At 64.4% G+C, this 20829-nt stretch carries 19 protein-coding genes; 10 read left to right on the top strand and 9 right to left on the bottom strand.

The annotated features are described in order from the left end of the window. Positions 1 to 927 carry an LLM class F420-dependent oxidoreductase gene (locus tag GOACH_RS13395; protein ID WP_005175457.1) on the bottom strand — a complete coding sequence of 309 codons (927 nt, stop codon included), beginning with the start codon at positions 925 to 927 and terminating at the stop codon, positions 1 to 3. 93 nt (positions 928 to 1020) lie between these two features. Here GOACH_RS13395 and GOACH_RS13400 point away from each other — a divergent pair, with 93 nt between their 5' ends. Next, a complete protein-coding gene (locus GOACH_RS13400; RefSeq protein ID WP_005175460.1) occupies positions 1021 to 1470 on the top strand; it encodes a nuclear transport factor 2 family protein in 450 nt (149 codons plus the stop codon). A gap of 20 nt (positions 1471 to 1490) precedes the next feature. On the opposite strand, the gene GOACH_RS13405 is transcribed toward GOACH_RS13400, so the two are convergent. The 3 genes from GOACH_RS13405 to GOACH_RS13415 form a co-directional block, all read right to left on the bottom strand. Then, positions 1491 to 2483, bottom strand: coding sequence for a cation diffusion facilitator family transporter (locus GOACH_RS13405; RefSeq protein ID WP_005175463.1), 993 nt, complete (start codon positions 2481 to 2483; stop codon positions 1491 to 1493). A gap of 118 nt (positions 2484 to 2601) precedes the next feature. Continuing rightward, positions 2602 to 3288, bottom strand: coding sequence for an MspA family porin (locus tag GOACH_RS13410; RefSeq protein ID WP_005175465.1), 687 nt, complete (start codon positions 3286 to 3288; stop codon positions 2602 to 2604). Positions 3289 to 3322: 34 nt separating this feature from the next. Beyond that, complete coding sequence (locus GOACH_RS13415; protein ID WP_005175468.1) at positions 3323 to 4003, bottom strand: MspA family porin; 681 nt, start codon at positions 4001 to 4003, stop codon at positions 3323 to 3325. Between the two features lie 383 nt (positions 4004 to 4386). Here GOACH_RS13415 and GOACH_RS13420 point away from each other — a divergent pair, with 383 nt between their 5' ends. The 6 genes from GOACH_RS13420 to GOACH_RS13445 all read left to right on the top strand — a co-directional run bounded on the left by GOACH_RS13420 (position 4387) and on the right by GOACH_RS13445 (position 10429). Continuing rightward, the gene (locus tag GOACH_RS13420) at positions 4387 to 6258 is read left to right on the top strand and encodes an APC family permease (RefSeq protein ID WP_052004003.1); all 1872 of its coding nucleotides are present in this window, start codon (positions 4387 to 4389) and stop codon (positions 6256 to 6258) included. 83 nt (positions 6259 to 6341) lie between these two features. Then, the gene (locus GOACH_RS13425) at positions 6342 to 7286 is read left to right on the top strand and encodes an ABC transporter ATP-binding protein (RefSeq protein ID WP_005175475.1); all 945 of its coding nucleotides are present in this window, start codon (positions 6342 to 6344) and stop codon (positions 7284 to 7286) included. A gap of 45 nt (positions 7287 to 7331) precedes the next feature. Beyond that, positions 7332 to 8138, top strand: a complete 807-nt coding sequence (locus GOACH_RS13430) for an ABC transporter permease (protein WP_005175477.1) — start codon at positions 7332 to 7334, stop codon at positions 8136 to 8138. 59 nt (positions 8139 to 8197) lie between these two features. Beyond that, on the top strand, positions 8198 to 9304 hold the full coding sequence (locus tag GOACH_RS13435) for a sensor histidine kinase (protein WP_005175479.1): 1107 nt from the start codon (positions 8198 to 8200) through the stop codon (positions 9302 to 9304). After that, positions 9301 to 9915, top strand: a complete 615-nt coding sequence (locus tag GOACH_RS13440; protein ID WP_005175482.1) for a response regulator transcription factor — start codon at positions 9301 to 9303, stop codon at positions 9913 to 9915. The genes GOACH_RS13435 and GOACH_RS13440 overlap by 4 nt, the downstream gene beginning before the upstream one ends. A gap of 94 nt (positions 9916 to 10009) precedes the next feature. Next, entirely contained in the window at positions 10010 to 10429 is a 420-nt protein-coding gene (locus tag GOACH_RS13445) for a hypothetical protein (protein ID WP_005175486.1), read from the top strand. A 58-nt stretch (positions 10430 to 10487) separates the two neighbouring features. Here the strand turns inward: GOACH_RS13445 and GOACH_RS13450 are convergent, their stop codons facing one another. Beyond that, the gene (locus GOACH_RS13450; RefSeq protein WP_040518677.1) at positions 10488 to 10988 is read right to left on the bottom strand and encodes a mycothiol transferase; all 501 of its coding nucleotides are present in this window, start codon (positions 10986 to 10988) and stop codon (positions 10488 to 10490) included. A 78-nt stretch (positions 10989 to 11066) separates the two neighbouring features. Here GOACH_RS13450 and GOACH_RS13455 point away from each other — a divergent pair, with 78 nt between their 5' ends. Beyond that, positions 11067 to 12581 carry an LLM class flavin-dependent oxidoreductase gene (locus GOACH_RS13455; protein ID WP_005175493.1) on the top strand — a complete coding sequence of 505 codons (1515 nt, stop codon included), beginning with the start codon at positions 11067 to 11069 and terminating at the stop codon, positions 12579 to 12581. A 20-nt stretch (positions 12582 to 12601) separates the two neighbouring features. Continuing rightward, entirely contained in the window at positions 12602 to 14044 is a 1443-nt protein-coding gene (locus tag GOACH_RS13460; RefSeq protein WP_005175496.1) for a YibE/F family protein, read from the top strand. A gap of 34 nt (positions 14045 to 14078) precedes the next feature. Here GOACH_RS13460 and GOACH_RS13465 read toward each other — a convergent pair whose 3' ends face one another. Continuing rightward, complete coding sequence (locus GOACH_RS13465; protein ID WP_005175499.1) at positions 14079 to 14981, bottom strand: hypothetical protein; 903 nt, start codon at positions 14979 to 14981, stop codon at positions 14079 to 14081. 103 nt (positions 14982 to 15084) lie between these two features. Further along, the gene (locus GOACH_RS13470; RefSeq protein ID WP_005175504.1) at positions 15085 to 16935 is read right to left on the bottom strand and encodes a fatty acyl-AMP ligase; all 1851 of its coding nucleotides are present in this window, start codon (positions 16933 to 16935) and stop codon (positions 15085 to 15087) included. A gap of 388 nt (positions 16936 to 17323) precedes the next feature. Here GOACH_RS13470 and gjpA point away from each other — a divergent pair, with 388 nt between their 5' ends. After that, the gene (gene gjpA, locus GOACH_RS13475) at positions 17324 to 19051 is read left to right on the top strand and encodes an outer membrane porin GjpA (RefSeq protein ID WP_005175507.1); all 1728 of its coding nucleotides are present in this window, start codon (positions 17324 to 17326) and stop codon (positions 19049 to 19051) included. A gap of 126 nt (positions 19052 to 19177) precedes the next feature. Here gjpA and GOACH_RS13480 read toward each other — a convergent pair whose 3' ends face one another. Both GOACH_RS13480 and GOACH_RS13485 read right to left on the bottom strand, forming a co-directional pair. Continuing rightward, positions 19178 to 20077, bottom strand: coding sequence for a hypothetical protein (locus GOACH_RS13480; protein ID WP_040518681.1), 900 nt, complete (start codon positions 20075 to 20077; stop codon positions 19178 to 19180). After that, the gene (locus GOACH_RS13485) at positions 20067 to 20792 is read right to left on the bottom strand and encodes a flagellar basal body-associated FliL family protein (RefSeq protein WP_005175514.1); all 726 of its coding nucleotides are present in this window, start codon (positions 20790 to 20792) and stop codon (positions 20067 to 20069) included. Before GOACH_RS13485 ends, GOACH_RS13480 begins: the two co-directional genes overlap by 11 nt. Positions 20793 to 20829 lie beyond the last annotated feature (37 nt).

Consider the following 20829-nt stretch of genomic DNA (forward strand, 5'->3'; position numbering starts at 1 on the left):
TCAGAGCTGCGGCGCGACCTCATTCGCGATGAATTCGATATGCTCGACGTCATCAAGATCGAGCACCTGGAGATAGAGTCTGCTCACTCCGACGGCCCGGTAGGTCTCCATCTTCTCGACGACCTCGGAAGGCGTTCCCGCCAGCCCGTTTTCACGCAGTTCGTCAACGCTCCGACCAATGGCATCGGCGCGTTTCGCCACTTCGGCATCGTTGCGACCGACGCACACCGTCAGCGCCGCCGAGTAGGTGAGTTCATCGGGTCCGCGACCGGCAGCGCGACACGCATCGCGCACAACGTCGAACTGTCCGGACACGACGTCGACCTGCGCAAACGGGACGTTGAACTCGTCGGCAAATCTCGCAGCGAGGGCAGGCGTGCGCTTTCTGCCCATCCCACCTATGATGATCGGTGGCCGCGGCGACTGAACAGGCTTCGGCAATGCGGGCGAGCTCTTCACCTCGAAGTGCTTGCCGCTGTAATCGAACAGATCACCCACGGGCGTCGACCACAATCCGGTGATGATCTCCAAGTTCTCCGTCAGGCGCTCGAAGCGCTCGCCGAGAGCGGGGAACGGAATCGCATACGCCTCATGTTCCTCAGCGAACCAGCCCGCCCCCAACCCGAATTCGATTCTTCCACCGCTCATCTCGTCGGCCTGTGCCACCTGGATGGCTAGCTGGCCCGGATGACGGAAAGTCGCTGACGTGACCAGCGTGCCGAGCTTGATCGTCGAGGTCTCACGCCCGAGAGCGGCAAGCGTCAACCAGGCATCGGTCGGTCCCGGCAGCCCCTCCGCGTTCATGGCGAGATAGTGATCGGAGCGGAAGAAGGCGTCGTACCCGAGATCTTCGCTCGCACGGGCAATGCGGAGCAACGTCGCGTAGGTGGCGCCCTGCTGGGGTTCGGTGAAGATTCGCAGTTCCATGGGGCCCAATTTACGCGTCGGAGTACCGAACCCACGTCGACGCTCAGCGCTCGACACCAGAACCCAACCACCGCAATCGATGAGGAGAAAGAAGTGTCAACACAGTCAGAGTCGACCACCCACGTCAACGATCCCGCGGCCATCGCCGAGGTCCTCGCCGAGTATCCGCGAATGCGAGCAGCGATCCTGACCCGCAACATCGACGAACTCGTCGATCTGCACGACCCCGAATTCGTGGGTACCGAATTGCCCGGGACCCGGATCACAGCCGACGAGCACATCACCACGACCATGAACTCGCGCGACCTCGAGATGGAGTTCGACGACCTGCTGGTCAAGATCTTCGGCGACATCGCGCTCTGCTGGGGCACGCAGACGTTGCGCGGCCATCTCAACGGCGACGATCCGGGAACCTCTCCCGCAGTCGCTGCACAGGTCGAGACATCGGGCGTGCGGTGGTCGATGCTCGTGGTGTGGCGTCGTCACCCGGATCGGTGGCGAATGCTGTCCTACCAGGTCACTCCGCTGCCCGCAGCGACATAACGACTCCGCTCGGGCGATCGCTACCCCACCCTACCGGCGGGTACCAGTGACGCCTCGTCGGTCGTCGACAGCGTCAGCACCGCTTCGACGATGACGTCCTGCTCTTCGATCGTCGCCTCGAGTCTGCGCAGCCGGAATGCGACATCGTGTTCTGCCATGTCGCCGGTGATGTCCACGGCGGCCACGAGGTAGAACTCCATCGGTCCGACGTACTCGGCGTGCAGGTAGGTGACCCTGTCGATGTCGGGCATGGCCAGCAACCGCACCAGAATGGCATCGCGGATCGGCGCCATGGCCTCCTGACCCAGCAGGAACTCACTGTTCCGTCTGATCAGGAAGATCGCGATGAAGCCGAGCAGTACGCCGACGAGGATCGAACCGAGCGCATCCCAGACCGCGTTGCCAGTGATCTGATGCAATGCCATACCGGCTGCGGCGATCGCGAGACCGACGAGCGCCGCGGAGTCTTCTGCGAAGACCGCGCGCAGCGTCGTGTTCGATGTGCGGCTGACGAATCGCAACGGATGCATGGACAGTCGACGTCCACCTGCTTTCGCCTGACGCACCGACTGCAGGAACGAAATACCCTCCAGCACTGCGGAAATCGCCAGCACGATGTAGCCGACCGTATAGTTGGTGTCTTCTTCCGGGTGGACCAGCGCCGTGATGCCGTTCACCACCGACACCGCCGCGCCTACGGCAAACAAACCGAAAGCCGCAAACATCGACCAGATGTAGGTTTCTCGACCGTGTCCGAACGGGTGGCTACGAGTTCGGCCACGGTTTCCTCTGCGCTCCGCGATGAGCAGAAAGATCTCGTTTCCCGAATCCGCCCACGAGTGCATGGCCTCCGCGGTCATCGATGCCGACCCGGTGAGGATCGCTGCAATCGTCTTGGCAATGGCGACTGCAACATTCGCCGCGAACGCTATCACCACGGTGATCATCGAGTCCCCATCGTCGATGGGCGACGCGAGTTGGTCGTCGGTCAGCGGCACGTCGGTGTCAGCCATTGTCCGATCGTCTCACGGAGAGACATCGCCCGCGACGATCCGCGTTACAGAGGTGACCGCGCGGTGCACCCAGCCGAAGGTGCACCGCGCGGTCGTCGAATCAGACTCGGGTGAGAGGTTATCCGAGGCTGAAAGGCTTCCCGTAGAACGTGACGACCTGTTCAGCGTTGCTGGTGACGACGTAGACGTTGGCGAACGACCGCGCCTGTGCGTAGCCTGCACAGCCGTTGACCTGCATCGTCTCGTTGGTGTAGCTCAGCTTGGCGTGGTTGGTGTTCTTGTATCCGACCTTGCTGCTGTGCTTGTCGGAGCCGAAGTCGTCGGCCGACTCCACGTCGTTGATGTAGTAGTTGACCGCCTGTCCGGGTCCGATGCTGAGCGAGGCGCCCGAGCCGATGCTCGTCTTGTTGTCGACCAAGTCGCCTGCCGTCGCGCCCTGCGTGGCAACCCCTGCGCTGGCGTTGCCGCTACCGGTCACACCCGAGATGTTGACCTGGCACCCGACGATGTAGCCCGCCTGAATCTTGATCTTCTTGGCGTCTTTGCTGGTCTTGACGGCGTAGCTGGCCGACACCCAGGCGTTGCGGTGCAGCGGCGTGCCGCCGAGCGACGGGTTGATATTGGCGGTTTCGTTGCTGCGCGTCACCGAAACAACGGTGCCGTCGCCCAGCGTCTGCTGATCGGTCTGTGACGGGAGCGCGACGTGGACGTCGGCGTGCGCGATGGCCGGTGCCATCAGAGCGGCGACGGTGGCGAATGCCGCGGGCGCACCGATGGCGGCGAGCCGCTTCAAGCTGATGTTCATTTCTTCCTCGAATGTTGGTTGTCGTGTGGGCGGGTCAGCCGATCGAGAAGGGCTTGCCGTAGAGGTTGACCTTCTGGTGATCGCTGCCGGTGGTCTCCACCACCGCGTACGAGCGGGCCTGCGCGTAGCCTGCGCAACCGTTGATGTTGAGCTGGACCCGGTCGTAGTTGAAGTACTGGGTGCCGGCCTTCTCGACGTCCTTGTAGTCGATCTGCGCGAAGAGGACCTGCCCGGGGCTGAGCGGCAGGCTGATGCTTCCCGTCGCAGCCGGAACCATCGACACCGGACTGAAGCTGCCGGTGACACCGACCGTCATCGAGCCGATGTTCACCTGGCACCCGACGATGTAGCCGACCGACAACGTCGCCGCGGCGCCGTCTGTCGAGACACCGCCCGTGCCCGGCGATGCGGACTCACCCTGCGGTCCGTTGTTGGGTCCTGCGGGAGACGGCTTGAGGTTGGGCGCCTTCAGAGTGATGTTGCCGCTCACCCAGGCGGTGCGGCCCAGGCCGTTGGCCGCGAGCGACGGTGAGATCTGCGCGTGCTCGTTGCTGCGGGTCAAGGTCAGTCCGTCGCCGGTCGCCGTTCCTCCGGGCAGCCGAACGAAGGCGTCGCCGTGCGCGGGAGCCGCGGCCAGGCCGACGGCGGTCGCGACGGCACCGATGGCCAGTGCGCCTACGGCACCCCGCCGCATCCGTGACTCGTTGGTGGTCATGTAGTCCCCTCAAGATGTGTTCGTTGCTCGGCCCGCTCGCTCGATCCGCGCGCTACGCCGGTCGTCGCCCCAGCGGCAACTCCGCGCGAACTGTACTGAGATCTCGGCAAACAACAGATGAACCGGCGCTGTCGCCCGTACGGCACGTTGACCAACTTGTGATCTTCGAACCCGTTGCACGACAGTAACTTTCGTTTTGCACCATTTGCCCCGTCGAAGAACGGACATAAGCGGCAGTTGACGGATCGTCGAAAGTGAACGTCGCCTTTGGCATACCGTCCCACCGCTCACCCGGTTAGTGTTCACGAGTGAGTTCAGACGTTTCCGAACACCGGCTACGGCAATGGTTGTTGTCCGACATCTCGCCGGAACCCGCAGGGTTGATGGGTCCGCACCGGATCCCGAGCGAGGAATCGCACACGCACCCCTGGTGGAAGGTGATGTGCCTGACCGGCGTCGACTATTTCTCGACGCTCGGCTATCAGCCTGGTATCGCTGCGCTCGCTGCGGGAACCGTGGCCCCCGTTGCAACGCTCGTACTCGTCGCACTGACCCTGTTCGGGGCACTTCCGGTCTACCGGTACGTCGCGGGCAAGTCGCCCAAGGGCGAGGGCTCGATAGCCATGCTCGAGCGACTGCTCCCCAAGTGGGGCGGAAAGATCTTCGTGCTCGTGCTTCTCGGATTCGCGGCCACCGACTTTCTGATCACCATGACCTTGTCGGCGGCCGACGCCACGGCTCACCTGGTCGAGAATCCGCTCGTCCCACGGGGTTTCTCGAATCACACGGTACTGATCACCCTGATCCTGCTGGCACTGCTCGCCGCGGTGTTCCTCCGCGGTTTCACCGAGGCGATCACCATCGCGGTCGCACTGGTCGCCGTCTACCTCACCCTCAACCTGGTCGTGATCGCCACCGCACTGTGGCACATCGTCGACGCCCCACATCTGGTCATCGACTGGCAATCGGCGATGTTCACCGAGCACGGCAATCCATGGATGGTGGCCGCCATCGCCGTCCTGGTCTTCCCCAAACTCGCACTCGGACTGTCCGGTTTCGAAACGGGTGTCGCGGTCATGCCACAGGTCGACGGGTCGCCCGCCGATCCGCCCGATCATCCGATCACCCGAATCCGCGGCACCCGGCGTCTGCTGACCACATCGGCACTGATCATGAGCGTCTTCCTCATCACCAGCAGTCTCGTGTGCACGATCCTCATCCCCGAGAACGAGTTCCAGCCCGGCGGCAAGGCCAACGGCCGTGCGCTGGCCTACCTGGGACACGACTACCTCGGCAGCGGATTCGGCACCGTCTACGACATCAGCACCATCCTCATCCTCTGGTTCGCCGGAGCGTCGGCCATGGCCGGGTTGCTGAATCTCGTGCCGCGCTATCTCCCCCGCTACGGCATGGCACCGGACTGGGCACGCGCGACGCGACCACTCGTCGTCGTCTTCGCGGTCATCGCATTCGGCGTCACGATCTATTTCGACGCAAACGTCGACGCCCAGGGTGGCGCTTACGCCACCGGCGTCCTGGTCCTGATGACGTCCGCAGCCATCGCAGTCACGCTCTCTGTCCGCAAGCGGCGTAATCGGCGACTCACCCTGATGTTCACGACGATCTCGGTGATCTTCATCTACACGACGATCGCGAACATCATCGAACGCCCCGAGGGCGTACAGGTCGCGGCGTTCTTCATCGCGGCGATCTTGATCGTGTCATTCGCGTCGCGGGTGAACCGTTCATTCGAACTGCGCAGCGGCGTCATCACTTTCGATGAGACGGCGCAACGGATCATCGACGAGGCAGCCGCCTCCGGCGAGATCCAGATCGTCACCCACGATCCCGATGAGCGGTCGCTGCACGAGTACCACGACAAAGAACTGCAGCAACGCGCCGAGAGCCATATCCCGGACGCCGACCAGATCGTCTTCCTTGAGGTGAACGTGACCGATTCGTCGGACTTTGCCACCGATCTCGAGATCCACGGACGCTATCGGGAAGGCGGCTACCGAATCCTCTGGGTCGATTCCGCCGCGGTGCCGAACACCATCGCCGCCACGCTGCTGGCCATCCGAGAACAGACCGGCATCGTGCCGAATGTGTACTTCGAATGGAGCGAGACCAATCCGCTGATCAACCTCCTGCGCTTCTTGTTCATCGGCGAGGGTGAGGTCGCTGCGGTGACACGAGAAGTCGTTCGACGCGCAGAACCCGACATCACCGAGCGTCCGGTAGTACACGTGGGCTGACGCCGCACCCATGACGATTGTCACGGGCGAACCGTGACATCTGCTCTGAGTGCGGACGCCGATGCGGCGACAGTGTTGATGTCATGAACAACATCGATCCCTCCGCGACTCGGGCAGCGAGCGCCACTCGCTCCGTGCCCGCACTCGTCATCGACGACGTCACCAAGACCTTCCGCAGCGGCAACGGTTCGGACGTCACCGCCGTCGACGGTCTCAGCATGACTATCAGCCCTAGCGAAGTCGTCGCCTTCCTCGGTCCCAACGGCGCGGGTAAGACCACGACGCTCGACATGGTTCTCGGCCTGACACAACCGGATTCGGGCACTGTGGCGGTGTACGGTTTGCCCGCGCGTAAGGCCGCGCGAACGGGGCGGGTCGCTGCTGTCCTGCAGAATGGCGGACTCCTGCCCGACTTCACGGTCGAGGAGACCATGCACATCATCGCCGACCTGCACGGCCGCTCGCGCGACGTTGAGGCGGTGATGGCTCGCGCCGGCATCGCAGACATAGCGGCACGCAAGGTCTCCCGATGCTCCGGCGGCGAGCAGCAGCGCCTGAAGTTCGCGTTGGCAACACTTCCCGACCCCGACCTCATAGTTCTCGACGAACCCACGGCGGGCATGGACGTCGAATCCCGACGTGCCTTTTGGTCGGCGATCCGCGCCGACGCCGGCGCCGGTCGTACCGTCGTCTTCGCCACCCACTATCTCGAAGAGGCCGATGATTTCGCCGACCGCATCGTGATGGTGTCGCACGGGCGCCTCGTCGCCGACGGTTCGACCGCCGAGATCCGCAACATCGCCAGCCGACGCGTGGTGTCGGCGATCCTCGACGAGGACTGCGTGTCCGTCGTCGCCAGCGAGTTTCCCGACCTCGAGGTCGTCGAACGACGTGGGGGACGAACCTATCTGTCCGCGAACGATTCCGACGCACTCGCGCGGTGCCTGCTCACCACGACCGACGCGCGAGAGCTCGAGATCGCAACCCACAACCTCGAAGACGCGTTCGTCGCGCTCACCACAGACTGACCGACGACCATCGCACACACCCTGCACACCGAAAGGCGCGCCATCATGAACGTGCACACTTCCGACGCTCCGACCACGTCCGGTTCGGACTCCCTGCGCGGATTCCTCCCCTCACCCACCTACCTACGCCTCGACATCCGCCGCGTGCTGCGCAATCGCCGCGCGATGATCTTCACTGTCGCCATGCCGGCGCTGCTCTATCTCGTTTTCGGTGCGACCCAGAAGACGAACGACACTGTGGGATCGGGGAATGTCGCCTTCTACGTGCTCATCGGTATGGCTGTCTACGGGGCAATCCTCGCCGCAGCCACGAACGCGGCCTCGGTGGCAATCGAACAGCAGGCCGGCTGGACCAGAACACTCATGATGACACCACTGCAGCCGGCGGGCTATGTGGCCACGAAAGTCGGTGTGGCCCTCGCAATGGGTGCACTACCGATCGTGGTGCTCTGTATCGCCGGAGTCGCCACCGGTGCTCACGCTCCCATCGGGGTCGCGATCGTGTGCCTGTTGCTCGGATGGATCGGGGCGTCGGTGTTCGCAGCACTGGGACTGGCCGTAGGAAGCATCATGCGCTCCGACGGGGCCATGCAGGTCATGGGTGGCGTGCTGGCTCTCCTCGCCTTCGCAGGCAACGTGTTCGTGCCGCTGAAGGGCACCATGCTGACCATCTCCCAGTTCACCCCGATGTTCGGAGTGGTGACGCTTGCCCGCTACCCGCTCGACCACGGTGTCACGGTCTACGGCGCACACATCGGGCTCTGGGTTGCCATCGCCAATCTGGTCTTCTGGGCCGCAGTGTTCTCTCTCGCTGCCGCGGTCTTCTACAGTCGCAGTACACAGCGTCAGTAGCAGACGAGCGCAACCGGATATGCGATCAGGAGAACGAGACCCATGACGATCGAGAGCCCGTGGCGGTGAATCGGTTCGGTCTCCGCAGCGATGTGGTGGCACCCTGGCGCAACCTGCGCTGGGTGTTCACCGCTGTCTGGATGATCTTCCTGGCCTACCCGATCGGCGCCGTCGCGGCCTCCGACCACTCGACCGCCACCAAAGCCATCGGCTTCACCATTCTGACCGTCTTCGCACTCGGATATCTGTGGGCGAGCGTGTATCTGCTCACCGGTGGTGGTGCCACCGACCGGCGGGGCATTCCGCTCTTTCTGCTGTTGACCTGCTTGATGGTGGCGCTGCTTCCCATCGTCAACGAAAGCGCCTTCGGCGCAGCGCCCTTCCTGATGGTTGTCGCCGCGTTCTGCTTTCCGACGCGCTGGGCGCTGCTGTGCATCGGCGCCCTCGTTGTCTTCTCGGTTGCACTGCCACGCCTGTTCGGCTGGAGTACGGACGCCAGTATCGTCCTGGTGCTGCTCGCAGTCGGGATGACCATGCTCGGCTTCCGTCTGATCGCGGTTCGTGAGGGCGAACGCGAACGTGAAGAAGAGCGCCGCCGGGAACTCAATGCCCGACTCGCGATCGTCGCCGAGCGCGAACGGGTCGCTCGCGACGTGCACGACATCCTCGGGCACTCGCTGACGGTGATCAGTGTGAAAACCGAACTCGCGCAGCGGCTCGTCGAGCTCGATCCGCCCCGCGCACAACATGAGCTGGGCGAGATCAACCAACTGACCCGCGATGCTCTCGCACAGGTACGGGCAACCGTCGGCCGCATGCGTACACCTGATCTCCCCGATACCATCGCCGGTGCCGACAGTGCGCTACATGCTGCGGGAATCGATGCGACACTGCCGGAGACCTCCGTCGCGACCGAGCACGCCGAGCTGTTCGCCTGGGTGTTACGCGAAACCGTCACCAACGTGGTCAGACACAGTGGAGCACAGCACTGTGATGTGCGCATCAACGCCTCGTCGATCTCCGTTCACGACGACGGGCGCGGGCTTGGCGACGCCGAGCACGGCAACGGGCTGCGCGGCTTACGTGAACGTGTCGAATCAGCAGGCGGCACAGTGTGTTTTGACTCCGATGCGACGGGAACGACCGTACGGGTGCAGATCTCATGAGTGACCCGATCCGGCTGCTGCTCGCCGACGACCAGGCGCTCGTCCGCGGGGCATTGGCCGCGCTCCTCGACCTCGAGCCCGACCTCGAGGTCGTGGCGCAGGTTGGACGTGGCGACGAGGTCGTCGGCGCTGCGCGCAGCTCCGATGCCCAGGTGTGCCTGCTCGACATCGAGATGCCGGGAGCAGACGGCATCGAGGCGGCAGCCGCCATTCGCACACAACTGCAGGGGGTACGTTCGCTGATCGTCACGACGTTCGGCCGTCCGGGCTACCTACGCCGGGCCATCGACGCAGGTGCGTCCGGTTTCGTCGTCAAGGACACCCCCGCAGCGCAGCTCGCCGATGCCGTACGTCGCGTGCACGCGGGTCTGCGCGTCGTCGATCCGACTCTTGCGACCGAAAGCCTCACCAGCGGCGAGAATCCGTTGACGGCGCGCGAGACCGACGTGCTGCGGGCGGCGCTGTCGGGCGCAACGGTCGCCACGATCGCGGCGCAGGTACACCTGTCGCCGGGAACGGTGCGCAACCACCTGTCGGCGGCGATCGGCAAGACAGGGGCGACCACACGCGGCGAGGCAGCCCACATCGCGCGCGATCGCGGCTGGATCTGACACGCCAGCGATACGTCGTCGACGCTCTCCCATCCGCGCTCGGTGCCAGCTCCGAATCGCTGGTGATCGTCCACCGACAACGAAGGAGAATTCCATGCGGAACGCAGCCCGTATCGCGCTCGGAGCCATGATCACCACCGCAGGTGCCGGAGCAATTGCATTCGCCGCAGCACCAAGTGCCTCGGCAGCCCCGAACGTATGTCCGGCGCTCCCGGGTCAGAGCTCGACAATGCCCGGTTGTTCGGCACAATCAGGTCCGACCGGACTCAGTCTTGCGGTCACCGACAACGGCGGCACAGCCTCGTCGAAGGCCGACAACTACGCCGGCCCGGCCGCAATTGCCGTGGGCCCCAAGGCGTCTGTCACCATGACCGGGATCAAACCGGGACTCGCCATCGGTATCGCCGGACCAGGCGCGACCGTCACTGTTGACGGCAAGAACGCACCGACCTGCACGGGCGGGACCTCGTTCGCGGGCGACTTCCAGACCCTCAAGGGCTGCTGGAAGCCCTGATCATCGGTGCTCGTTGCACGCCAGGCGCCGGGGCGGGCGCAGAGAGATGTCCGCCGGGTCAGATATCGAGGCCACGGAGATATGCTGCCTGCCCCAGGTGCTTGGCATCGTCGTCGACGATGCTGACCAGGCGCACACCGAGCGTCACGGGGGGATCCCAGTTGTCGTCGACGACGCGGTCGAGGTCGGAGTCCTCGAGCGTCATGAGGTAGGCGACGGACGCGTCGTGCGTGGCGTCGTAGTAGCCGAGTAGCTGGTCGGGTTCGGCCACCACGCGCCGTACCTCGTCGGGCGACTGCCCGTAGCCGGTGGCCTCCGGACCGAAAGGCAGCGCAAAACTTTCATACCAGCCGTCCCGGGTCCAGACCTGGTCGAATCCGGCGACATCGGCGATCTGGGCGTCCTGAACTCGCGTGAGGTGCCAGATCAGCCATGCGATGGTGTTGGCTCCCGGCGCCACGGCGAGGCCCAGGCGCTCTTCGTCGATTCCGTCGAGGACACCGTGTACACCCTCTTTGATGCGGGACAATCCGTCGAGGAGAACTTCCGAGGCGTTCATGCCAACCATTCGTACCCCTTTGGCCCCCGGTGCGCACAAACCTGGCGCACCTGCCCGTCAGGCCGCACGATCAGCCGGGTGTCCGACAGCCATTCACCTTTCGCACCGAACGCCACCAACTCACCGTCCACCACACGACGAGCCATCCGCTTCAACGCGTTCGATATGAACTGCGTCGCGCACCAGTCGCCCGGCCTCTGGCGTCATCCGGCTGACCGATCGTGGGACTACAACACACTCGACTACTGGGTCGGGCTCGCGCGACTGCTGGAGACAGGCGGATTCGACGGACTGTTCATCGCCGACGTCCTCGGCACCTACGACGTGTACGCGGGAACCGACGAGGCTGCGATCAGACAAGGCGCACAGATCCCTGTGAACGATCCACTGCTACTGGTCTCGGCGATGGCCTACGCGACCGAACACCTGGGATTCGGGATCACGACGGGTACCGGATTCGAGCATCCGTATCCGTTCGCGCGCCGATTGTCGACGCTCGACCACCTGACGAATGGCAGGATCGGCTGGAACGTGGTGACCGGTTACCTGCCCTCTGCCGCACGTAACCTTGGCGACGACGATCAACTCGCGCACGACGATCGTTACGACCACGCAGACGAATACCTGACAGTGCTCTACAAGCTGTGGGAGGGCTCGTGGGAACGCGACGCCGTGCGTCGCGACCGGAGTTCGGGAGTGTTTGCCGATCCGTCGAAGGTGCACCACATCGGCCATCGCGGTGAGCGTTTCACCGTTCCCGGTATTCACTTGTCCGAGCCGTCGCCGCAGGGGTCGCCGGTCATCTATCAGGCCGGGGCCTCGCCACGCGGGCGACGATTCGCAGCGCAGAACGCCGAAGCCATCTTCGTCGGCGCACCCACCAAGAAGATCCTGCGCGACACCGTGGCCCGGATTCGTGACGAACTGGTTCTCGCCGGTCGCGACCCCTACGACGCGCGGATCTACACACTGCTCACGATCATCACCGACGCCACGCCAGAGGCCGCGCGCGCCAAGGCGCAGGAGTATCAGCGGTTCGCCAGCGACGAGGGTTCGCTGGTGTTCATGTCGGGCTGGATGGGCATCGACCTGGCGTCGTATGACCTGGATGAACCGATCGGCAATGTGGAGAGCAATGCCATCCAGTCTGCCGTGGCGGCCTTTCAGCAGGCCTCCGACACCGGTGAGGCGTGGCGCGTTCGCGACATCGCGGCGTGGGGCGGCATCGGCGGGATGGGCCCCGTGCTCATCGGGTCCGGCGACGAGGTCGCCCAGGCTCTACTCGACTGGACTGCTGAGACCGACGTCGACGGCTTCAACCTCGCGTACGCGGTGACACCCGGCACGTTCTCGGACGTCATCACCCACGTGGTGCCTGCCCTGGAGAGACGAGGTGCCTACCGGCGCGAGTACGTGCCGGGAACGTTGCGCCACAAGCTGTTCGGACGGGGTGACCTCCTCCCCGACACTCATCGCGGGGCGTCGTACCGCGTAGGCGGAGTCGGCTCGACCATTGACGATTCCGTCCGAGGGGTGGCAGTACGCGATCTCGCCGACAAAGTGACGGCAACGGGCGGCGCCGCGAGGAGCTGACTCGCCGCTATGGTGGCGGGGTGAGTCGCGATCCCGGACCCCGCCGCCCGCACAGCGGACATTCGCACACCCATTCGTTGTCGGAGATCCCGGCCGCACTGTCTCCGCTAGCCCGACGGTTCGTCGTCATCACCCTGACACTTGCCGGGATCCTTGTCGTCATCGGCATGATCGTCCTCTGGCCGTCGGGCGGAAAGCACCCGATTCCCCCGCAGTTCCGTGGGGCCGACGGCGGGGCGATCACCACTGTCTCGGGCACGGTGGTCGGTCAATCACGTGGGCCGTGCCTCAACCAACTCGTGGGCATCGCACAGGATTCGCCCGACTTCGGCACGACACCCACACCGAACGGGCCGTGCATCGAGAACACTGTCAAGCTCGAATCAGGAAGCGACTCAGGCAAATACACGTTGCTGGAGATTCCGACGAATCGGGCGCAGGCAGGCAGTGGTCCGGATACCGTCACCCCCGACCCGTCGACGCTCGACAATCCGCAGCCCGGCCAGCCGTCGCTGACAACCGGCGACGGCATCCGGTTGAGCACCGTACCGGGCCCCGACGGCGCTCCCCGCTACACGTTCTTCGACTTCTCGCGCGGGATACCGACGCTGATCTGGGCGCTGCTGTTCGTCGGCGCCGTCGTGCTGGTTGCGGCCTGGCGTGGCCTACGGTCGATCGTCGGTCTCGTCTTCGCCTTCGCCGTCCTTGGCGTCTTCACGTTGCCCGCCATCCTCGACGGCGAGTCGCCTGTCGCGGTGGCAGTGGTGTCGGCGGCCGCGATTCTGTTCGTCGTCCTGTACCTCGCTCACGGCATCAGTCTTCGAACGAGTTCGGCGCTGCTGGGTACGTTGAGCTCACTCGTCCTCGCCGGTGTGTTGAGCTGGCTGGCGATCAGGACCATGCACCTCACCGGACTCTCCGGCGACCAGACCACGAACTTGCAGGTCTACCAGGGCAGCATCTCGATCAGCGGCCTGCTGCTCGCCGGATTCATCATCGGCACGCTCGGCGTCCTCAACGACGTGACCATCACGCAGGCGTCGGCGGCGTTCGAACTGGCGGGCGCCGGGGAGCCGACCCGCCTCGCAACGTTCCGTGCCGCGATGCGCGTCGGGCGCGATCACATCGCGAGTACCGTCTACACCCTTGTTTTCGCGTACGCGGGTAGTGCCCTACCGCTGTTGTTGCTCTTCTCGGTTGCACGACAGCCGTTCTCGTCACTTCTGACCACCGACGCCGTCGCTGTCGAACTCGCCCGCGCTTTCGTGGGCGGTATCGCCATCGCACTGTCGGTCCCATTGACCACCGCCATCGCCGCCGCGCTCACTCATCCGTCGCGCAGCACAGATGAACCGGCTGCTGCGGGTTCAGAAGGGCAGGCGACAGTGCCTGTGCAGCGAACCGAACGACGACCCTCCGCTGCCCCGGCGCCCCGTCCCGGACGCCACTCGATGCCCGACTGAGGAGTGCTGCATCGATGGCCGGTGGTCACACAGGTCACACAGGGGCGCACTTCCCAGCCGGGATCGAGGTGAAGTTTCGTCCCAACCACTCGCCGACCCTCGTCAGCATCTTGGTACCGTCCTCGAACGTGCCGCTTGTCGGCCGAGCCGCCATCGCCACGGCTACTTCGCCCTGATCGGTCGAGATGAGACCGAGCTGACGCACCAGATACCCCGGCGCCGTGTCGGTGGCCGGCCCCCAACCGCCCTTCACCGCGGTGACGGCGTGGCGCTTGGGACCGAGATCTGCGATACCCCACCGCTGATTCGGGGCAACCGAACCCATGTGATCGAGGATGTTCTTGGTGTTCGGCATGCACGGAAGATGCGCACCGAAACGTGCTTGGTCGGCCAGTGCCCATTGCGTGTAGCCCGGGTACGAACGCGGAGTGTCGATCTCCGAACTCACCCGAGTCGTCACGTCATGGCCCTCGCGGAGGACCGCCGTCACCGCATCGACCGATCTCTTTCCACCGCCGAGGGATCCCCAGAGGTCGCCCGCCGCGTCGTTGTCGGAGAACGTGATCGCCTTGTCTTCCTTGACCAGTACCGCTGCGCCGTTCTTCCGCTCGGCGGCCAGCGCGACCGGGACCTTCATCGTCGACCACGCGCGGCCTGTCTTCAGCGATCCGAAGGACTGCGCGACATCGGCCCCGACGGGCACGAGTGCTACGCCGACCTTCCCCGGAATCGCCTTCCGAATCGACTTCTCAGCGACCGACCAACTGTCGGAGAGCCTCTTGGCGGGAGGTACCGGCGGGCGCAGCCACGTCGCAATCGGTTCGGGTAGCGGCGGCAGGCGAAAGGGCGGCGGTGCGGCCTGCGCTCCCCCGGCTCCCAGCACGATCGCTGCCACGGCAACGACGAACACCACGGCCGCACGTCGAATCAAAGTCACATCTGCCCCTCTAGTCACTTGAGTAACAGACGTTACGTCTCTGCCGACGAGGATGCGACGCCAGGGGCGTCACAACTCTGTCACGCCGACCGCATTGTGAATGTCAGCCCTGACGCACTGCAGCACTACCCGACGCGACCGCCAGCCGCACCAACTCCGCACCGGCGACCGCCTTCTCGAGTTCCTTGGCTCGCGCGACGTCGGCAGCAGCCGAAGAGGTCTGCCACGCTCGAACACTCGACAGAGCGTCGTCGAGGAACAACTCACGGCATCGACCACGTTGAATCTTCCCACTCGATGTAGTCGGGATCGATCGCGGTTCGACGAGGAAGACAGAATGCGGGTCGAGACCGTAGTGCTCGATGATCTCGGTGCGGACGGCCTCGATGATGCCGTCAAGGGTGCACTTGTCGAGGACGTTCCCCTGGCCCTGATCAACCTCGACCTCCTGGACGATGACGAGCCGTTCTTCGGCACGCAGTCCGGGAGTGAACGCGAAGGCCGCTCCCCTACCGGCCGACAGAGCCGCGTGACATCCCTGCACGGTGAACTCGATGTCGTTGGGGTAGTGGTTGCCGCCGCGGATCACGATGAGATCCTTGCAGCGCCCGGTGACGAACAGTTCGCCGTCATGCAGGAAGCCGAGGTCACCGGTACGCAGGAAATGTCCTTCGGCACTGTCAGCGATCACAGCACGGAAGGCGTGGTCGGTCTCCTCGGGTCGACGCCAATACCCGGCGCCGACGCTCGTTCCCGCGCACCAGATCTCACCGATCTCACCCTGCCGGCACCGCATGCGTGTCACCGGGTCGACGATCTCGACTTCGCCGGCCTGAGGCACGCCGCATCCGACAACCGCCATCGAGCATGCCGGATCACAACTTTCGACAACCTTGCCTTCTGTGAGCGACTCGCGATCGAGATGCAGGGCATGCGGCGGCGTCGACGTGTGACACCCGGATACCAAGAGCGTCGCTTCCGCCAATCCGTACACCGCAGAAAAGCACTCGGCCGTAAAGCCCGCGGGCGCGAAGGCGTCGGCAAACCGTTGCAGCGTCGACTCCTGCACCGGCTCGGCGCCGTTCATCGCCGTACGTACGCGCGAAAGGTCGAGTGCCGCTCGCTGTTCTGGCGTGCTGTGCTGGATACACAACTCGTAGGCGAAGTTCGGTGCCACCGTATACGTTGCCCCACAACGTGATAGCAATTCCATCCACGCCATCGGTCGTTTGATGAACGCTGTCGGCGACATGAAGTGGGCAGTACAGCCCAGGTAGATCATCGACAACACTCCGCCGATCAGGCCCATGTCGTGGTGCGAGGGAAGCCAGAACGCGCCCACGTCGGAGTCACTGCTGTTCCACGACGCACGGATCGCCTCCATGTTGCGCATGAGGTTCTCATGAGTGAGGACAACACCTTTCGGGCTCGTGGTCGAGCCGGAGGTGTACTGGATCATCGCGATGGTCGTGGCATCGATGTCCGGGGCGACCCAATCCTCAGCGTCGGCGGACACCGCGTCCATCAGGCCCCAGACCAGATCTCCGCCCTCGCCCAACGTGTCGAGCATGGTCTTGATGCCGGGCTGCGTTTCCGACACTCCCAGAGCGAATCGAGCACGCGCATCAGGCACGACCGACGACAGGCGCGGCGCCAAGCGCTCATGCACGGGTACCGCCACCGCTCCCGCATAGACGCAGCCGAAAAACCCTGCGATGTGGTCCAATCCGGGCCTGCACAGCACCAACACCCGCTCGCCCCTGGCACCCTGTCGCTGGAGTTCAGCAGCGATCGCTCGCGCCCTGGTGTCGAGGTCACCGAACGTCATCTCGCTCGATCGGACACCGTCGCCTTCGTAGGAGAAGGCGAACGCCACCTTGTCCTCGTACCGCTCGGCACGCTGCCGAAGCAGTTCGAGCAGGGTGTCTTCGGCGAGTTTTGCGTGCTTGGGCATCGGCCACCTTCATCGATCGGGATCTCGGTACCGCGACTCGTGGCACCGTGAGACGACTCGTCGCGTACCCGGGGCATGGCGTGGAGTCGTCGCGCACCGACGGACGCTACCCGAGAATCACCCCCGTGAGTGGACGATTTGTCAGGTTCTGTAATCGCGTAAGACCGACGAGCGCGTGCTCGAACGGAAGGATCGCGCATCGTAAACGACGCACTTCGAGCGTGCGATTACCGCCTGAACTGCGCGTTTAATTATGTCAAAACACTCAGAATCCACACTTAATCGTTTGTGCACGAAAGGAAATTTCTCGAAACGGACATCTCTCAGCTTCGTCTGGTTCTACGTTCAGACAGCACTCAAGTTCTTGCACATGTTCAGAGGAGAGTCCGTGCAGCGTTCAGCTCCCATCGCCCTTCAGGGCGATATCGAAGTCCCGAAGAAGCCGTCCCGCACGTGGGTTGCGGCCGGCGTCGCCCTCGCCGGGGCGAGCATCCTGGCGGTCGCACCAGGTGTCCACTCCGAAGTGCCCACCGCGTACAAGGCGACTGAGGCGACCGTCCGTCTCGCTGCCGATTGGAAACCACTCGAGCCCTACATCGATGCGTTCAACACAGCGTCCGAAAACGCTTCGACGTTGGCGGACAACTTCTTTCTCGCTCCGGGCCTTCCGCTCCAGCAGGTCATCGCGAATCAGGCGCGCTATCTCAACGAGGTCCTCAACGATCCGTCCAAGGCTGATGATGTGCTCGAGAAGATGCGGGCAAACCTGGACGCCGTGATCGCCGGAGTAACCGGTATCGGTGCCAGCGGCGCCACGCTCGACACCATGAAGAACCACAGCGTGGACCTCATGCACGGACTCGCCCTCAGCCTGTTGCCGACGTTCCTACCGGCCGACGGCGCGATCGACGCGGACACAATTACTGCAGTGATCAACGTACTGGCATCGCCGATGAGTGGCGTTCTCATGGGGTTGATCGGGCCCGTGGTCAGCCCGGCAGTAGCGGTTCTCAACAGTGGAATTGCCATCGCTGCGGCGATTCAAGCGGGCGATCCGGACGCGGTGTTCTCCGATGTGTTCTCCGCACCCGCCGACGTGCTCGGCGCTGTCTTCAATGGCGCCACATTGGATCTCACCGCACTCACTCCGCTGATCAACGACGCCGGCCTCATGGGCGACACCAAACTCAACTCCCTCGACATTGCATTCGGTGGGCTGTTCACGCCTGGTTCGATCGGCCAGAACTCTTACGAGGGCCCTGACGGTACCGAGATCACTGCCCCTGGCGGCTCTATCTTCAACAGCATCGGGCTTGGCATCGATCTCAACGGAGTTCCGCTAACCATTGATGGCGAAGCTGTGGGGCCGATCGGCGCATTGCAGGGTGTCGGTCAGACAGTTGGCGCGCTCCTCGGCGACGGCTGGGATGGCAAGAACGGCAAGGCCCTCCCACCCCTGGCGGGAGTCCAGTTCCCGACAATCAGCGACGAAGCGCCTGCCAACTGGGCCGCAGCCATCGAGAAACTGGCAAACACCCTGCTCGGTCACAAGGATTCGTCAGCGTCGGGGTCTACGGCCGACAACACGGACACCGACAAGGCAAGTACCGATAACGCGAACTCCGACAAGTCGGCCGCTTCGGCTGTGACGGCGACGACCGTGCAAGGCGAGTCCGCCGAGACGGTGGAGGCCCGCGAAGAATCGGCCGGTACGGCCCAAACATCCTCTGTCACAACAGAAGAATCCGAAGCAAGCCAACAGGACTCCGCCGTTCAGACGGCCGGCGCCTCGACTGCAGCAACGGAATCGTCGACAGCAGACACATCGCCGACAACTCCATCGACGATGTCGACGGAAGAGTCCTCGGCACCGACGACGACCGCCGGAGAGAAGTCGGCTGGCGGGTCAGAGCCGTCGACCTCCTCGGCGGCAGGCGCTTCATCGACCTCGGGTTCGGCCACCGAAGCCGCATCGACGGACACATCGGATTCCAGCGGAGAGGCATCCGCGACGTCGGCAGGTGCCTCGTCGAGCTCACCATCCGGCTCGACGTCGTCCGCTGGCTCGACGTCGTCCTCCTCCAGCGGTTCGGGGACCTCGTCCACGACGAGCTAGGACGCACGTTCCGACTCGGGATGACCAGGGGCGTCGGATTCGATCACGAATTCGACGCCTCTGGTCTTGCCGTCGATCCTTCTTCCGCACAATTGATCCCGGATTATCAACACTGGTCTCGTGCTGTCAACACCGTCCTCGAGGAAGTCGTGCGATGTTGCGATCGAGCCAGGTGCCGACGGCGTCGAGCCCGGCGATGCCCGCAGACATCGAACCGGCAGCGGCGCTCATCACGACTGCGGTCTGCCCACCGTCGGCGAACGTGAGGAGTCCGATCTGTCTGACCAGGTACGAGCCGTCGGTACCCGGCCCCCAACCGCCCTTCACCGCGGTAGCTGCAGGCTTCGACATCACCTCGACGCCCCACTGTTGATTACCCGCGACCTGTCCCATCAGCGAGACGACGTGCGCTGCCCCCGGCATGCAGGGCAGATGTGCGGTGAACGTCGCAGCGGCGGGCAGTGACCACACCGTCTGCCCGAACACCGTGTATCCCGCGCGCATCCTCTGCGCCGGTACCGTCGACCGGTCGTCACCGCCCTCCCGCAGAACTGCGGTGACCTTTCGTGCCGCGACGGCGTCACTCCCCAGAGAAGACCACAGCGACTCGGCTGAGCCGTTGTCAGAATTGATGATCGCGGTCGACTCGGCAGACGACGGCCCGTTCTCGCGCTCGGCCGCGACGGCCAGCGGAACCTTGATGGTCGACCACGCCACTCGAGGCGTGTTGTCGCCCAACATGATCGGTTCGGCGCCGCGCGAACCGACAGGCGCGATCGCGACACCGAGGGGCATACCCACCTGCGCGGCAACACCCCGGAAGCCCCGTGCCAGCGGCTCGGAAGCCACAGCGCTCGATGATGCGGGCCGAGAGGGCGACGAGGTTGTCGTCGACCCGGTGACCGTCACGGTAACGGGGGTGACCCGGCCGTTCTCGCGGCCAGCCGCCGAACAACTCGTGGCTCCCAGCACGCACACGGCTGCCAGCGCCGCCACGCCGATCAGCCCACGCCGATCAGTAGACATAGACCACCGCGTCGTTACCCCCGCGACAGGCGACGATCCCGCCCTCGGGGGTACACGACATCGCATAGCTGATCCCCGTGACAGGGCTGTATGCGGTGATCACCCGAGCCTGTCCCCGGGCCCCCGTACGCAGGTACTCATCACGGACGGCCTGCGCGAACGAGCAACTCGTCACCGATGTGCCAACGGCCGCGCCTCCGCCGCAGGGTGTCGCTCCCGGTGGCGGAGTGGCAGGCGCGACCGTGACGGTGGACGTCTGCGGTGGATCGACGGTCTGGGTGACCGTGGGTGTCGCCGTGTCGCTCGATGAATCCGACCCGCGAGCGAAGAGATAGTACGCGCCGACGATGAGTAGCGCAACGATCAGCAGCACCGCGATGCAGATCAGCACGATCATCAAGGAATTGTCGTGGCGCTGCGGGCGCGGCGGCGGATAGGGCTGGGATTGATAGCCGGGCTGGGACTGATAACCGGGCTGGGACTGGTAACCGGGCTGGGAGGACGGATAGGCATAGTCGGCGTAGGCGGGTGGTTGGTAGGGCGCCGACTGCCCGGGAGGCTGGTAGGCACTCGGATCCATCCCGCTGTAGCCGGCTGGATCCGAGTAGCCCCCCGAATCCGCATAGTCATCGGCCTCGTAGCGTGCGGTGTCTTCCCGAGGGCGGTCGCCCTCCGGACCCAGGTGATCGCGAGGTGTCGGCGTCACATCGAACACGCCCGATTCGTGAACATAGGAAAGAGAATATCCGGGA

The sequence above is a fragment of the Gordonia aichiensis NBRC 108223 genome (assembly GCF_000332975.1).
GTDB lineage: Bacteria > Actinomycetota > Actinomycetes > Mycobacteriales > Mycobacteriaceae > Gordonia > Gordonia aichiensis.

Coding starts and splice junctions, on each gene's coding strand:
- GOACH_RS13395 (WP_005175457.1), bottom strand. CDS start 927: ATGGAACTGCGAATCTTCACCGAACCCCAGCAGGGCGCCACCTACGCG.
- GOACH_RS13405 (WP_005175463.1), bottom strand. CDS start 2,483: ATGGCTGACACCGACGTGCCGCTGACCGACGACCAACTCGCGTCGCCC.
- GOACH_RS13410 (WP_005175465.1), bottom strand. CDS start 3,288: ATGAACATCAGCTTGAAGCGGCTCGCCGCCATCGGTGCGCCCGCGGCA.
- GOACH_RS13415 (WP_005175468.1), bottom strand. CDS start 4,003: ATGACCACCAACGAGTCACGGATGCGGCGGGGTGCCGTAGGCGCACTG.
- GOACH_RS13420 (WP_052004003.1), top strand. CDS start 4,387: ATGGGTCCGCACCGGATCCCGAGCGAGGAATCGCACACGCACCCCTGG.
- GOACH_RS13425 (WP_005175475.1), top strand. CDS start 6,342: ATGAACAACATCGATCCCTCCGCGACTCGGGCAGCGAGCGCCACTCGC.
- GOACH_RS13430 (WP_005175477.1), top strand. CDS start 7,332: ATGAACGTGCACACTTCCGACGCTCCGACCACGTCCGGTTCGGACTCC.
- GOACH_RS13440 (WP_005175482.1), top strand. CDS start 9,301: ATGAGTGACCCGATCCGGCTGCTGCTCGCCGACGACCAGGCGCTCGTC.
- GOACH_RS13445 (WP_005175486.1), top strand. CDS start 10,010: ATGCGGAACGCAGCCCGTATCGCGCTCGGAGCCATGATCACCACCGCA.
- GOACH_RS13450 (WP_040518677.1), bottom strand. CDS start 10,988: ATGAACGCCTCGGAAGTTCTCCTCGACGGATTGTCCCGCATCAAAGAG.
- GOACH_RS13470 (WP_005175504.1), bottom strand. CDS start 16,935: ATGCCCAAGCACGCAAAACTCGCCGAAGACACCCTGCTCGAACTGCTT.
- GOACH_RS13480 (WP_040518681.1), bottom strand. CDS start 20,077: ATGTCTACTGATCGGCGTGGGCTGATCGGCGTGGCGGCGCTGGCAGCC.